General features: G+C 70.9%; 14 protein-coding genes. 9 read left to right on the forward strand and 5 right to left on the reverse strand.

What is annotated here, in order from left to right:
• Nucleotides 1–38: 38 nt before the first annotated feature.
• From RGQ06_RS14815 to RGQ06_RS14825, 3 genes are all read left to right on the forward strand, one after another.
• On the forward strand, nt 39–548 hold the full coding sequence (locus RGQ06_RS14815; protein ID WP_432430520.1) for an RNA polymerase sigma factor: 510 nt from the start codon (nt 39–41) through the stop codon (nt 546–548).
• Nucleotides 545–2,113, forward strand: coding sequence for an META domain-containing protein (locus RGQ06_RS14820; protein ID WP_432430519.1), 1,569 nt, complete (start codon nt 545–547; stop codon nt 2,111–2,113). The genes RGQ06_RS14815 and RGQ06_RS14820 overlap by 4 nt, the downstream gene beginning before the upstream one ends.
• A gap of 196 nt (nt 2,114–2,309) precedes the next feature.
• The gene (locus tag RGQ06_RS14825) at nt 2,310–2,708 is read left to right on the forward strand and encodes a DoxX family protein (RefSeq protein WP_432430518.1); all 399 of its coding nucleotides are present in this window, start codon (nt 2,310–2,312) and stop codon (nt 2,706–2,708) included.
• Nucleotides 2,709–2,750: 42 nt separating this feature from the next.
• On the opposite strand, the gene RGQ06_RS14830 is transcribed toward RGQ06_RS14825, so the two are convergent.
• Nucleotides 2,751–4,055: an NAD(P)/FAD-dependent oxidoreductase gene (locus RGQ06_RS14830; RefSeq protein WP_432430563.1), complete on the reverse strand. Its 1,305-nt coding sequence runs from the start codon at nt 4,053–4,055 to the stop codon at nt 2,751–2,753.
• Nucleotides 4,056–4,079: 24 nt separating this feature from the next.
• Between RGQ06_RS14830 and RGQ06_RS14835 the strand changes: the two genes are divergently transcribed.
• Both RGQ06_RS14835 and RGQ06_RS14840 read left to right on the forward strand, forming a co-directional pair.
• Nucleotides 4,080–4,556 carry a Dps family protein gene (locus RGQ06_RS14835; protein ID WP_432430517.1) on the forward strand — a complete coding sequence of 159 codons (477 nt, stop codon included), beginning with the start codon at nt 4,080–4,082 and terminating at the stop codon, nt 4,554–4,556.
• 55 nt (nt 4,557–4,611) lie between these two features.
• Nucleotides 4,612–5,643: an NAD(P)/FAD-dependent oxidoreductase gene (locus RGQ06_RS14840; protein WP_432430516.1), complete on the forward strand. Its 1,032-nt coding sequence runs from the start codon at nt 4,612–4,614 to the stop codon at nt 5,641–5,643.
• Here the strand turns inward: RGQ06_RS14840 and RGQ06_RS14845 are convergent.
• The 4 genes from RGQ06_RS14845 to RGQ06_RS14860 all read right to left on the reverse strand — a co-directional run bounded on the left by RGQ06_RS14845 (nt 5,595) and on the right by RGQ06_RS14860 (nt 10,450).
• Complete coding sequence (locus tag RGQ06_RS14845; protein WP_432430515.1) at nt 5,595–6,503, reverse strand: YqjF family protein; 909 nt, start codon at nt 6,501–6,503, stop codon at nt 5,595–5,597. The two genes, RGQ06_RS14840 and RGQ06_RS14845, sit on opposite strands and share 49 nt — an antisense overlap.
• Nucleotides 6,504–6,621: 118 nt before the next feature.
• Entirely contained in the window at nt 6,622–7,929 is a 1,308-nt protein-coding gene (locus RGQ06_RS14850; protein ID WP_432430514.1) for a D-alanyl-D-alanine carboxypeptidase family protein, read from the reverse strand.
• Nucleotides 7,923–9,077 carry a cystathionine gamma-synthase gene (locus tag RGQ06_RS14855; protein WP_432430513.1) on the reverse strand — a complete coding sequence of 385 codons (1,155 nt, stop codon included), beginning with the start codon at nt 9,075–9,077 and terminating at the stop codon, nt 7,923–7,925. The genes RGQ06_RS14850 and RGQ06_RS14855 overlap by 7 nt, the downstream gene beginning before the upstream one ends.
• Nucleotides 9,074–10,450 (reverse strand): cystathionine beta-synthase, encoded by a 1,377-nt coding sequence (locus RGQ06_RS14860; RefSeq protein ID WP_432430562.1) that lies wholly within the window; start codon nt 10,448–10,450, stop codon nt 9,074–9,076. Before RGQ06_RS14860 ends, RGQ06_RS14855 begins: the two co-directional genes overlap by 4 nt.
• A 365-nt stretch (nt 10,451–10,815) precedes the next feature.
• Between RGQ06_RS14860 and RGQ06_RS14865 the strand changes: the two genes are divergently transcribed.
• The 4 genes from RGQ06_RS14865 (at nt 10,816) to RGQ06_RS14880 (ending at nt 13,580) form a co-directional block, all read left to right on the forward strand.
• Nucleotides 10,816–11,226, forward strand: a complete 411-nt coding sequence (locus tag RGQ06_RS14865; RefSeq protein WP_432430512.1) for a YidH family protein — start codon at nt 10,816–10,818, stop codon at nt 11,224–11,226.
• Complete coding sequence (locus RGQ06_RS14870) at nt 11,223–11,561, forward strand: DUF202 domain-containing protein (protein ID WP_432430511.1); 339 nt, start codon at nt 11,223–11,225, stop codon at nt 11,559–11,561. Before RGQ06_RS14865 ends, RGQ06_RS14870 begins: the two co-directional genes overlap by 4 nt.
• Nucleotides 11,562–11,618: 57 nt before the next feature.
• Complete coding sequence (locus tag RGQ06_RS14875) at nt 11,619–11,975, forward strand: hypothetical protein (protein WP_432430510.1); 357 nt, start codon at nt 11,619–11,621, stop codon at nt 11,973–11,975.
• Between the two features lie 69 nt (nt 11,976–12,044).
• Nucleotides 12,045–13,580 (forward strand): IS1182 family transposase, encoded by a 1,536-nt coding sequence (locus tag RGQ06_RS14880; RefSeq protein WP_432430658.1) that lies wholly within the window; start codon nt 12,045–12,047, stop codon nt 13,578–13,580.
• Nucleotides 13,581–13,665: the final 85 nt, after the last annotated feature.

The raw sequence follows: 13,665 nt of genomic DNA on the forward strand, positions 1-13,665 counted from the left end.
GGAAGCGATGTCACAAAACCGGGTCGTGCGGTGTCCCTATGGGTGAGATGCACGCCAAGCCAGCAGAACGCCTCCGGCCCCGCGGCCAGGACGACGACGGCTGGTTCGACGCGCTCTACCCGCACCTCCACCGCGTCGCGTGCGTCGCTGCGCCCGCCGACGTCGACCCCGACGACCTCGTCCAGGACGCCCTCGTGAACTACCTCCAACTCGACAACCCCGACACCGTCCGCAGCCCCAGGGCGTTCCTGACCACCGCCATCGTGAACCTCGCGTCCAACGAGAGGCGATCGTGGTCGCGGCGCCACTCCGCAATGGCCCGCCTCGGACCGGCCAGCCAGTCGCCGAACCAGTTCCCGTCGGACCTCGCCGACCTGTTCGCCCTCCCGCCCCGAGAGCGGGCCGTGCTGTACCTGCACCACGTCGACGGGCTCCCGTACGACGAGGTCGCCGAGCTCGTCGGATGCACCGCCGCAGCGGCACGCAAGGCAGCCGAACGCGGCCGCTCACGTCTCGCCACCACCCTCGCTGAGGAGGGGAACCAGTGACCCTCGAAGACCGCCTCGAACGCCTCGCCGACCGCACGCCTCCGGGCAACCCCGCCGACGTGCTCGACGCCGCCCGCATCCGGGCCGAGTCCCGGCCCGCGTCCCGCAGCCCCCGGCTCCTCGCCGCCGCTGCCGCCGTGCTCGCCGTCCTCGCCCTGGCCGGGGGCGGCCTCACGCTCGCCGGCGACGACAGCGACTCCGTCACAGTCGCCGGCCCCGACGAGTCGCAGACCGGCGACGAGCTCAACGGCCTCTGGCATGTTGTCTCGACCGTCGATGACGGCGAGCGGCAGCCCGCTGAGGGCACCGCCAACCTTCGCTTCGATGGCGACCGCGTTCAAGGAGACGACGGGTGCGGAAACAAGATCGAGACGGCGCTCGACAAGGGAACCATCGTCGTGCCATCGGTGCGTACCGACCAAGGTTGCGAGTCCGTGCCCGGTGCCCGGGAGGCCGACCGGCTCTGGGCGCTGTTGGGTCAGCCCGTCGAGCTGCGGGACGGCGAACTGTGGCTGGTTGCCGACGACGGAGACGGTCTCGTGTTCGCTCTACCGGACCCGACCCCGACCGAGCGCGCCTCACCCGTCGGCGACTGGGAACTCGTCTCCGTGAGCGCTGACGGCGAGGTGCTGGACTTCTCCGGCGCGAACCGAGACCCGTGGATCGGCATCGGAGGCGACGGCACGCTCACGGGCACGTTCCCGTGCAACGGTTTCGGCGGCACTGTTCAGGTCCTCGACTCCACCCTCGACGCAGAGTTCTTCCAGGAGCTCGTCGGCTGCGAGGGCTCCGCTGGCGCTGCGGAAAGCGCTCTGTCCCGGCTCCTCAACTCCGACCCGACGTGGGAGATCCGCGACGGAGCCCTGTTCTTGAGCGCCGCCGGCATCGACGCCGAGCTCACGAAGCGCCCCGGCCCCACCGACGTCGTGGACGCCGGGAGCCAGTGGCGACCGGTTGCCATCGACGCCTTCGAGGTGCTCGATGACACGAGCCTGAACCTGACACTCGGCTACTGCACCGACGACTACCGCGTCCGGGTCGACGAGTCGGACGACACGGTCACGCTGACAGCGGAGGCCGCCGGGCCGAGCGGCGGGTACTGCCTGACGCTCACCACAGTGGAACTTCGCCGCCCTCTCGGGAACCGGGCGGTGGTCGATGCCTTCACCGGCGAAACGGTCGACAGGCGGCCGACCGACGCTCCCGCCGGAGCCGAGGGAGACACCGCCGTCTGGAACGTGGACGCTGCCGACCCTCCGACCCCGTCGGCCACGTCCGTCACGGCGTTGGTGACCCGGCTCGGGTGCAGCGGGGGCGAGACAGGCGAGGTCCTGGCACCAGTCGTCTCCGCCGACGCCGAGCGGGTGGTCGTGACGTTCTCGGTCGAATCACTACCGCCGGAGGGCGAGTACGAGTGTCCTGGCAACCCTGCGGTCCCGTACGTCGTCGAGCTCGACGAGCCGCTGGGCGATCGTGAACTCGTCGACGGCGCCTGCTTGGAGGGAGAGGCAGCCTCGACCTCACACTGCTCGGAGGGCGCCGTCCGGTGGTCGCCGCCGGCGTAATCAGGGACTCCTGGTCGATCTCCGACGGATTCTGGGAAACCGCCCGCGCCGGGGTGGGAAGGCACCTCCGAACCCGCTCCAAACGTCCTGGTCAGGAGTTCAGTCGATAACCCACTCGCGAAAGACAGCCACCCTGCGACACCGGATCGATTGCCGAGTCGTATGATCGAGGTGCCTCCCTGGAAGGAACCGGCTCGTGCATGTGATCGGCAAGTTCGCCCAGACCGCGGCTGCGCTGTGGATCCTGAACGTCTGGACGTTCCGGTTCGACAAGGACACGGGCTACCGAGGGGGCGGAGCGACGAACATGAAGGAGGAGTTCGCGGTCTATGGGCTCACCGAGCCGCAGATGTATGCCGTCGGCGCAACGAAGGTGGGCCTTGCGTCGGCGATGCTGCTCGGGCTCGCCGTGCCACGATTGACCCGACCCGCCTCGACTGGCCTCGCGACGCTCATGGTTGGTGCGATCGCCATGCACATCAAGGCCGGGGACCCCGTGAAGCGATACCTGCCCGCGCTCTCGGTCTTCTCGCTGGCGACCACCTCGGCCGTACTCAGCGGCGACCGGCGCGACGCGGCCCAGTCAGGTCATTGATCGGATCGGTCGACGTTGCGTCGTGAACGACCGCCGTCCTGCTCAGGTGGTCACTGCTCGTACGGTCGGTGAGGTCCGAAGTGGCCACACGGCGAGTGGCCACGTGACCAGCGAACGAACCGATGTGGAGGCGTATCGGAGCGCGTGCACGCCGCCGATCTCGAGGAGGTCTTTGAGGTCGATGGCGTCGTGGAGGAGCGGGGGGATCAGGTCGGCACCTGGTGCAGTCAGGTTGACCGGACCTACCTGGGCGAGGCCGCGGCGTGCGCCGAGGTCGAGCACCCAACCGATCTGGCGGAGGTCAACGGCCTGGACCGGCTCGCCCCGCACTGCGCGGGCAGCGTTGCGCCCGGCCGCGGAACCGGCGCGAACGGCGATCTGCGCGGACATGGGCAGAGGGTCACCATCGTGGTCGCGATGCGCGGCGATGTCACCTGCCGCGAACGTCCGTTGACTTCTGAGCACGCGGAGGGCCTCATCGATGAGGATGCGTCCATCCTCGGCAGTCGGCATGCCGTATCGCTGGGCGCTTGCCGAGAAGCCACCGGCCCAGACCACGAGACCTTCGAGCAGGCTGTTGCCGACGATGGCGCCCTGTTCGGTGATCCGTTCGATGTCGGAGCTCAGGTGGATCTGGACGTTGCGACCCTCGAGGATCCGTGATGCACCGGAGCTGAATGCCTCTGGCATGCCTGCAAGGAGCCGGGGCATCGCCTCCACCAGGTGGATCGTGAGCGACGGGTGCGCAACAGCTGTGGCGCCGGAGAGCTGAACGCCTGTGGCGCCGCCACCGATGATCACCATCGACGACGCCCGGTTGATGGATCCGCGCAGTGCGATGGCATCTTCGGCCGACCGGATGGCGTGGGCGAGCTCGATGCCTTCCACAGGCGGCCGTGATGGCACGGACCCAGCCGTGACGACAACAGCATCGGCGGTGATGGTGCGTCCGTCGGACATGGTGACCGAACCATCGGCGATCTCGACGACGGTTCCCACCACGACCTGATCCACGAAGGACTCGACGGGCCCGGAGGCGTCTTCGACCGGAGCAGTTCCCCCGGCCACAGCGGCGAGTCGGGTCACGAAATCATGTCGACCAGTGCGATCCACGACCGTGACCGGAACGCCACATCGATGAACGGCGCGGGCGGCGTGGAGCCCGGCGTAGCCGCCGCCGACGACCAGCACTCCCTCGACCTCGGTCGGTTCCTTCACTTCGAGGTGCCCTCCCGTGCTCTGGTGGGTGCTTGGGTCTGCGCTGTGCTTTGCGGCCACCAGCTCGCCCGACGTCGGTTGTCGCCGCTGCGACCGTAGCGTCGAGCTGCCTGAAGACGCGCGCAGCATCACCCCGACAGAGGAGAACAGACCATGAGCGACGAGATCATCGACATCGGTATCAGTGAGGCCGATCGCAAGGCGATCACCGACGGCCTCGCCCGGCTGCTGGCCGACACGTACACGCTCTACCTCAAGACCCACAACTACCACTGGAACGTGACCGGGCCGATGTTCCAGACCCTGCACCTCATGTTCGAGACCCAGTACAACGAGCTCGCCCTCGCAGTGGACCTCATCGCAGAGCGCATCCGTGCGCTCGGTGCCCCTGCACCGGGCAGCTACCGCCAGTTCGGTGAGCTGTCCTCGGTACCCGAGGACGAGGACCACCCCGACGCCACCGAGATGATCCGTCGGCTGGTCGTCGGCCAAGAGACCGTCGCTCGAACCGCCCGATCGCTGTTCCCGATCGTGGAGGACGCGCATGACGAGCCCACCGCCGATCTGCTCACCCAGCGCCTCCAGATCCACGAGAAGACCGCGTGGATGCTGCGTAGCCTCCTCGCCTGATTCCGCTCGCCCCTCTGGGCGACCAGATGCCGGCACGTCACCGTAGGTTGGGGCGATGGTGATGCCCCGCCCTCGCGTGGTGGTGGTGGGTGCCGGGGTCGCCGGGCTCACCGCCGCCCGGTACCTGTCTGGGTCCTTCGACGTGGTGGTGGTGGACAAGGGCCGCGGGGTGGGTGGTCGTCTCGCCACCCGCCGGATCGGTGATGCCACCTTCGACCACGGCGCCCAGTTCATCACCACGCACACGCCCGAGTTCGCCGAGGTCGTGGCGGGTTGGGAGCGCGCCGGCGTGGCCCGGCCGTGGTTCCAGGGCCGGATCGGCCGCAATGGGATCATCGACCCGGACGGGCACACGAGGTTCCGCGGCGTCGCCACCATGAACGCCATCGCGAAGCACCTCGCCGAGGGACTCGATGTCCGGGTCTCCAGCCGGGTGGTCGCACTGGCCCCATCCGACGCCGGCTGGCGGATGCGGCTCGATGACGCCACGGACGTGGCGGCGGACGCCGTCGTGCTCACCGCTCCGGTGCCTCAGGCCCTCGCGCTGCTGGCCGCCGGACACGTCGTCTTGTCAGCTGGTGATGCCCAAGCCCTGCAGGCCATCCGCTACGAGCCGTGTCTGGCGGTGCTGGCCGCGCTCGACGGTCCATCCGGGCTCGGCGGTCCCGGGGCCGTCAGCCCGGCGGAAGGATCGATCGACTGGATGGCCGACAACAGCCGCAAGGGTGTGTCCACGGTTCCGGCCGTCACGATCCATGCCACCGCCGAGTTCAGCCGGTCGCACCTGGAGTCCAGCGACGAGATCGTGATCGAGGAGCTGGTGCGAGCTGCGGAACTCCGAGCCAAGCCCATCGAGGGCCAGGCTCAGGTCCAGCGGTGGCGATTCGCCCGCCCCACGAGGGTCCACCCCGAACGATGCCTGGTCCTCGAGGGCCTCCCTCCGTTGGTGTGCGCCGGTGACGCGTTCGGCGGCGCGAAGGTCGAGGGTGCCGCCCTCTCGGGGACCGCGGCATCCGAGGCGGTGTCCTCCCTGCTCGGTCAGGCGGATCCGCCCATGCGCAAGAGCGCTTCGGTGGAGGATCGGTGAGGCAGCGTGAGGTCACCACCGTCGAACCCGGTGGGCGTGGAAGTCGGGTCGCGATCGGCCGGCTCGCACGTCTCACCACGGAGCAGGCGGGGTCGGCCGATGCGAACCTCGACCCCCGGTGACCACAGCACCACTGGATCACCCTGCGGGCGGGGGAGGCCGCGCGCGGACACGAGCGCGTCGTCGCACTCGGTGAGCCTGGCGCGGTGCAGCGGCCAGGGCTCGTGGTCGACGTCGGCCCACACGACTCGGCCCGCGAAGCTCGAGGCCAGCGCCCAACGAGCGGTCACGAACCGTTCGACCTCGGTGAGGTCATCGTCCTCCACCCGTGGACCGACCTCGACCCTCACCTGGCTGCGAGGACGGCGGGGACCCCGGCCAGGCCACCGCCTGCGGGTCGTGTACTCGACGATGTCGTGCTCGTGGTGGGTGATCGACATGTCCGACCAGCAGTACGGCAGCCCGTAGGCCACCCGGGCGACGATCGCAGGCACGATCCTCGTCACATCGAGGCTGCAGAACCACACCGCCCGACGCCCGTCGGGCGCCACGACGTAGGTGCGTACGTTCGTCTCGGGGAACGACGACCAGGACCCGAGGGCCGGGAGCCCGGGTACTCGGATGCGGCGCATGTGGAACGGGATCAGCCCCACCCACGCCCGTCCGTCACAGACATCGACGTTGAGGCCAGGCGGCAGGACTTGCTGCACCACCTCAGGGTCGAAGGGCCAGTGGAGCGACGCGAGGTCGTGCCACCCCTGGAGCATGATCGGCCGACGAACCGGCCGGGGGCACACGAGCTCCAGCTGCTCGGTGGAACCGGTCAGCGGACGAGGTGAGGTGGAAGGACGGATGCTCATGGGACGACCGTGGCGTGAAGGCGGAGCAGGTACCTGAAGTACGGAACCCATCGCCTCTACGGATGAGCAGCTCTCGGAGCATCTCTCGTGATGATCGTCACATCATCAGCCTGCCCAGCTATCGGCCGTTCACCGACCAGTGCCACGGTTCGCTGGGCAGGTTGTAGAACCCGTAGCGGGACGCGTTGGCGTTGAGCCACTGGAACGCGGCCGAGGAGCGGGAGCTGATGATCCGGCCGCCGTAGGTGAAGTCGATGGCCAGGCCCCGCTCGTGCATCGAGGTCCCCGGACGGGCGGTGGGCGGCCGGCAGCTGCTGGCCGGCATCTGGTAGGTGGCGTAGCTGCTGGTGCCGCAGTTGTTGCGGCGGACGGCGATCTGGCCGGCTGGATCGCGGTAGCCGCCGCCGGCGAGGGAGATGCCGGCGGCATCCGCGGCGGCCAGCATGTCGGCCACCGAGCTGGCGATGCTGTTGTGGACCCGGATGCCGCGGACCGAGACGATGCTCCCGGAGCCGGTGATGGCGATGGTGCGGGGCGGGGCCGGGGCGGGAGCCGGGGCCGTCGTCGGTGTCGGACGGGGGGCGGACGGTGCCGACGGGCGGCTCTCGGATGCGCTCCGGGCGGCTGCTGCGGCCCGGGCCGCGGCTGCGGCCTCGGCCTGCTCGCGCGCTCGCTGCTGGCGTTCGAGCTCGGCGGCGAGGCGCGCCTGCTCCTCCTCGATCTGGGCCGCGAGCTCGCGGTCGAGCTCGGCAAGGCTCTGGGCCTCGGAGAGGCGGTGGTCGAGCCGGTCCTGCACCTCGGCGACGACGGCTTCCTGCTGGCTGGTGGCCTGCTGGACCTCCTGGAGCTGCTCGCCGACCGCAGCCTGCTGCTCCCGGGCGGCGACCGTCGCGGACTCCGCTGCGGCGCGCGCCACCTCCAGGTCGTCCCGGGCTCGCTCGAGCTGGTCGAGGACGTCGAACTGGTTCGCCGACCGTGCTTCGAGGAGCGCCTGCTTGAGCTCGGCTTCCCCGATGGTCGACGTGGCCAGGGCGTCGAGGATCCCGGCCGAGGCGGTGGGTTGCATGTAGGCGGCGACGACCACGTCCTTGGCGGCCTGGTCGAGCACCGCGATCTCGGTCTGCTTGGCCTCGACCTCGGCGGTGGCGGCCTCGAGCTCGGCTTGGGCGCTCGTGGCTCGGCGCTCGGCGTCGCGGAGGTCTGCCGTGCGGGCGGCCACGTTGCCCTGCAGGGCGCGCAGGGCGGCTTCGACCTGGGCGTCGGTGGCGCGGAGCACGTCGATGTCGGCGGCCAGGTCCGCTCGCTTGCGCTGGACCTCGTCGCGCTGGGCCTTCGCGTCCGACTGCGCACCGGCCGGTGCCACGGCGGCGCCGACGAGGATGAGGACGACAAGGAGCCGCAGGAGGTGACGGCGGACGGTCAGCACCGGTCGAGGGCCTGCTCCAGGTCGCCGACCAGGTCGTCCACGGCCTCGATGCCCACGGACAGACGGACCAGGTCGTCGGGGACCTCGTTCTCGCTCCCGGCCACTGACGAGTGCGTCATCCGGCCCGGGTGCTCGATGAGGCTCTCGACCGCGCCGAGTGACTCGGCGAGGGTGAACACCTCGGTCGCTTCGCACAGGCGCAGCGCGGCGTCGAGGCCGCCGCGCAGGCGCAGGCTGACCATGCCCCCGAAGCCGGACATCTGGCGGGCGGCCACGTCGTGGCCGGGGTGGTCCGGGAGGCCCGGCCACCGCACCTCGGCGACCGCGGGGTGGTCGACGAGCATCGACGCGACGGCCTCGGCGTTCGTGCTGTGGCGCTCCATGCGCAGGTGCAGGGTGCGACAGCCCCGGTGCACGAGGTAGCAGTCGAAGGGGCCAGGGACGGCGCCGGCGGCGTTCTGCAGGAAGCCGATCCGCGCTGCGACCTCGTCGTCGTTCGTGGCCACGAAGCCGCCGACGACGTCGCTGTGCCCGCCCAGGTACTTGGTGGTGGAGTGCACCACGATGTCCGCGCCGAGGGCGAGGGGCTGCTGGAGGGCGGGCGTGGCGAAGGTGTTGTCGACGACGAGCAGCGCACCGCGCTCGTGGGCGACGTCGGCCAGCGCAGCGATGTCGGCGATCCGGAGCCACGGGTTCGTCGGGGTCTCGGCCCACAGCAGCCGGGTGCCGTCGGACCACTCCCGGACGACGGCGTCGACGTCGGCGAGCCGTGTCGTGCGCACGACGAGGCCGGCGGGCCCGTGGACCTGGCGGGCGAGGCGGAACGTGCCGCCGTAGGCATCGTCGCTGAGCAGCAACCCGTCGCCCGGCGCCAGCAGCCGGAGGACGGCGTCCTCGGCGGCGAGGCCGGACGCGAACGCGAAGCCGTGGCCGGCGCCCTCGAGGCCGGCCAGGTGGCGCTCGAGCGCGGCGCGGGTGGGGTTGCCGGAGCGGCTGTACTCGAACCCCCGCTGCTGACCGACCCCGTCCTGGGCGAAGGTCGACGCCAGGCTGATGGCCGGCACCACGGCGCCCGTCACCGGATCGGGCGCACCCGCGCCGTGGACGCAACGGGTCTCGAAGGACGCGTCGCCGTCGGTCGGGCTCATCGCCGCTGGTCCTGGTCGCTGGTCATCGATCGCAGTATGTCGGCCCGGCTGACGACCGCCACCGGGTGCCCGGCATCGAGGACCAGGGCCGCCGACGCGTCCTCGAGCGTGGCGATGGCCGCATCGATCGGCTCGCCGAGGCCGAGGGTGGGGAACTTGGGGCCGAGCACGTCCTGGACCGGTCGCTCCAGGACCGAGGCATCGGCCAGCACGTGGTCGAGCAGCCCGACCTCGGTGACCGACCCCATGACCTCGCCGAGCACGACGGGCGGTTCGGCCTTCACCACCGGCAGCTGGCTCACCCCGTACTCGCGCATGATCTCGATGGCGGTGCGGACGGTCTCGTCGGGGTGGGTGTGGACGAGGAGCGGGAGGTCGGGGTCCCGTCCGTCGAGCAGGTCCTCCACGGTGGGACCGGACGATCGCAGGAAGCCGTGGTCGGCCATCCACCGGTCGTCGTAGAGCTTGGACAGGTAGCCGCGCCCGGAGTCGGGGATGTGGACCACGACCACCGCGTCCTGGGGCAGGTCGTGTCCGATCCGGAGCGCCGCGGCGACGGCCGTGCCCCCGGATCCGCCGATCAGCAGGCCCTCCTGGCGGGTGACCCGGCGGGCGGCGGCGAAGGACTCCGCGTCGCTCACGGCCACGATCTCGTCCGCGATGTCGGGGTCGTAGGTGCTCGGCCAGAAGTCCTCGCCGATGCCCTCGACCAGGTAGGGCCGGCCGGTGCCGCCGGAGTACACCGACCCCTCGGGGTCGGCGCCGATGATCCGGATGTCGGGGTTCTGCTCCTTGAGGTACCGCCCGATGCCCGTGATGGTGCCGCCGGTGCCCACCCCGCAGACGAAGTGGGTGATGCGCCCCTTCGTCTGGGCCCAGATCTCCGGCCCTGCGGTGTCGTACTGGGACTGGGGGTTGTTGGGGTTGTGGTACTGGTCAGGCTTCCAGGCGTTGGGGATCTCCCGGGCCAGGCGATCCGACACCGAGTAGTACGACTCGGGGTGCTCTGGGTCGACGCTCGTGGGGCACACCACGACCTCGGCCCCGTAGGCGCGCAGCTGGGCGATCTTGTCGGTGGCCACCTTGTCGGGGCAGACGAAGACGCAGTGGTACCCGCGCCGGGCGGCCACGATGGCCAGGCCGACGCCGGTGTTGCCGCTGGTGGGCTCGACGATGGTCCCGCCCGGCTGCAGCAGCCCCTCGCGCTCCGCGGCGTCGATCATGGCCAGCGCCGGGCGATCCTTGCTGGAGAAGCCCGGGTTGAACAGCTCGAGCTTGGCGAGCAGGTGGCAGTCCAGGTCCCGGCCCGTGCGGTCGAGGCGCATCATCGGCGTGTTCCCGATGAGAGCGATGAGGTCGTCGGCCACGTCCATGTCGCCGGCCGGATCGGTCAGCCAGCGGTGGGGCACGCTCTGGGGGAGCGACACGTCGTCGTCGGTGTAGACGACGGAGGGGAGGCCGTGGTCGTGGAGGTCGAGGGCGAGCGATCGGGCGGTGGCGCCATCGCCCACGACGAGCACCCGCCGGGGGACGTGGGTGCGCAGGTCGGCGATGAGCGGCGCCGGGTCGGTCCCCGGCTCGTGGCGCACGACCCGGCGCACCCGAGCCCGCAGGCGGGCGGGCACCTCGACATCTCCGACGGCAACGAGCTGGTCCACGGGCCCAGTGTGCCTGCCGGGAGCTGGGCCCGGCCGGGCCGGGTGCGCCCCACCGGGCGCGTCGTGGGCAGAATCGTGCCGTGAACGAGCCCACCGCGAGGACCACCGCCGGCCGGGCGCTGCGCAACGGTCCCCGCCGACTGTTCCCGCCCGACCCCCGCACCGAGGGGTCCGACCCCGACTACCGCTTCTCGCTCGCCAACGAGCGCACGTTCCTGGCGTGGATCCGCTCCGCGCTCGCGCTCGCGGCCGGCGGGCTCGGCGCCGTGGCGCTGCTGGACGACTTCCCCGGCGAGGAGTACCTGGGGCTCGCCCTGCTCGCCCTGAGCTTCGTCACCGCCGGGCTCTCCTACCGACGGTGGGCCCTCGCCGAGACGGCGATGCGGCTGGGTCGCCCGCTGCCGCCGTCGCGGCTGCCGCTCCTCCTGGCCATCGCCGTGTCCGCGGTGGCCGTCGCGTCCGCCGTGCTCGTCGCGCTGAACTCGTCGTGAGACCGGAGCAGGTGTTCGACCCGCTCCTCCAGCAGGAGCGGACGTCCCTCGCCTGGGAGCGGACCGCCTTCGCCGGGATCGTCGTGGGCTCCCTGCTGACCCGGGTCGGCGCCAGCGTGCACGTGCTGCTCGGCGGCTTCGGGCTCCTCCAGGTGTGCGCCTCGGCCGCCCTGCTGGTCTGGTCCGGCCGCCACTACGAGGACCTCCACGTCCAGCTGCGGGCCGGGGACACGCCCACCCACCCGCGCGCCGCGATGGTCGTGGGCGTCGGAGCCACCGTCGCCACCGGGATGGCCACGGTCCTCGCCCTGGTCTTCGTCGTCACCGACTCCTAGGCCCGGCCAGCCGTCCGGTCACCCGCCCGGCACCGCCCGGCTGGGAGGATGGCTCCCATGGCGTTCGGTCAGCAGTCCGGTCCTCCGGCCACCGCCCGGCAGGTGCAACAGCTCACCGAGCTGCTCCACGCCGCCGGCCACACCGACTTCCGGGATGCTCGCGGGCCCCTCGGGCTGACGCAGCGCCAGGCCGGCGGGAAGTTCACGAGGGACGAGGCCGACGCGCTGATCGCTCGGTTGGAGGACGAGGCCGAGGCGGGGGCGGCGCCGCCGGACGAGGCGCCGCGCGTGGCGGTGTCGAGCGACCGCTACGACCGTCGGGAGGCGCAGCGCCTCGCGACGCTGCGCCAGATGCCCGACGAGGCCCTCGCCGCCGAGCTGCAGCGGCGGGGCTGGGTGGTCATGGAGCCCTAGGAGACTGCTGAGCAAACCGGTGTGATCGGGGTGCTCGCGATCTCGCGGCGGTTTCGGTAGACCGCGGGTATGCAGGGCAGCAGCGATCAGGACCGAGAACTGCTCGACGCGGGTGCTCTGGTCGGGCATCTGGTGGCGGAGGGGTCGGTGCATCGGTTCTTGGCCGATCACCGACACCGGCTGTTCCCTGATGCGATGTTCGAGGACCTGTTCCCCTCCAAGCGTGGGCGGCCGTCGGTGCCAGCCGATGTGATCGCCACGGTGATGGTGCTCCAAGCGTTGGAGGGCCGCTCGGACCGCGAAGCGATCGACGCCTTGCGGACCGATCTGCGCTGGAAGGTTGCCGCCGGATTGGCGTTGGATCATGAGGGCTTCCATCCGACGGTGCTGACGTTGTGGCGCAACAAGCTGCGAGCGAGCGAGTCCCCGGAGCGGATCTTCGACGCCGTCCGAGCGGTCGTGGCCGAGACCGGGGTGTTGGCCGGCAAGACTCGCCGGGCGCTGGACTCGACGCTGCTGGATGATGCGGTCGCAACCCAGGACACGGTCACCCAGCTCGTGTCGATGATCCGCCGGGTCCGCAAGGCTGTCCCCGCCGCGGCGACGGTCGAGGTGTCCGGCCATGACTACGACTCGCCCGGCAAACCCGCATGTGCGTGGGACGACCCGGCTGCCCGTGACGAGCTGATCACCGGGCTCGTCAACGACGCCCTCGCCATCCTCAACGCGCTCGACGGGATCGACCTCGACGACGACCAACGCCAACTCGTGGCGCTGTTGGCACTCGTGGCCGGACAGGACGTCGAACCCGACCCGGAACGGGGTGAGGGCACCTGGCGGATCGTTCGTGGTGTCGCCTCGGAGCGGGTGATCTCCACGGTCGACCCGGAGTCGCGGCACATGCACAAGTCCCGGTCCAGCTACCGAGACGGCTACAAGGCCCACGTCGTGGTCGAGCCCGACACCGGGATCATCACCAACTGTGACCTCACCCCGGCCAACGAAGGCGATGGTCCCGTCGGCGCCCGACTCCTCGAGGGCGAAGACCCTGGCCTGGACGTGCTGGCCGACTCCGCCTACGGCTCCGGCCCGGTCCGAGCAGCGCTCGCCGCGAACGACCACACGGCGGTCATCAAGCCCTGGCCGCTCGGGAGGAACCCGAACCTCGGTGACGACCAGTTCCACCGAGACGACTTCCTTGTCGACCACGCCGCCCGCACCGTCACCTGCCCCGCCGGCATCACGATCTCGATCCACGCGAGCGGCAACGCAACCTTCGGCGCCCGCTGCCGTGGTTGTCCATCACGGCACCGCTGCACCAGCGCTGCCAAGGGCAAGACGGTCAAGCTCACCGACCACGACGAATGGCTCGTCACCGCCCGGGCGAACTGGCGAGCCGGCACCCACCTGGCCGACTACCGCCAGCACCGTCCCATGGTCGAGCGCACCATCGCTTGGCTTGTCGCCAACGGCCATCGCCGTGTCCGCTTCCGTGGTGTCCAACGCAACCGGCTCGGTCTCAGTCACCGGGCCGCCGCGCTCAACCTGCGACGCCTGCTCAACCTCGGCCTCCACCACGCACCCACCGGCTGGGCCATCACCTAAAGGCGGGCCCGGGGAGGACAAGGAAGGGACCACACCTACGGGTTCAACCCATCCCGGGTGACCGGCTCACACCCTCTTCACGCCG

The organism is Salinilacustrithrix flava (genome assembly GCF_041228405.1).
Taxonomy (GTDB): Bacteria; Actinomycetota; Acidimicrobiia; order Acidimicrobiales; family Salinilacustritrichaceae; genus Salinilacustrithrix; species Salinilacustrithrix flava.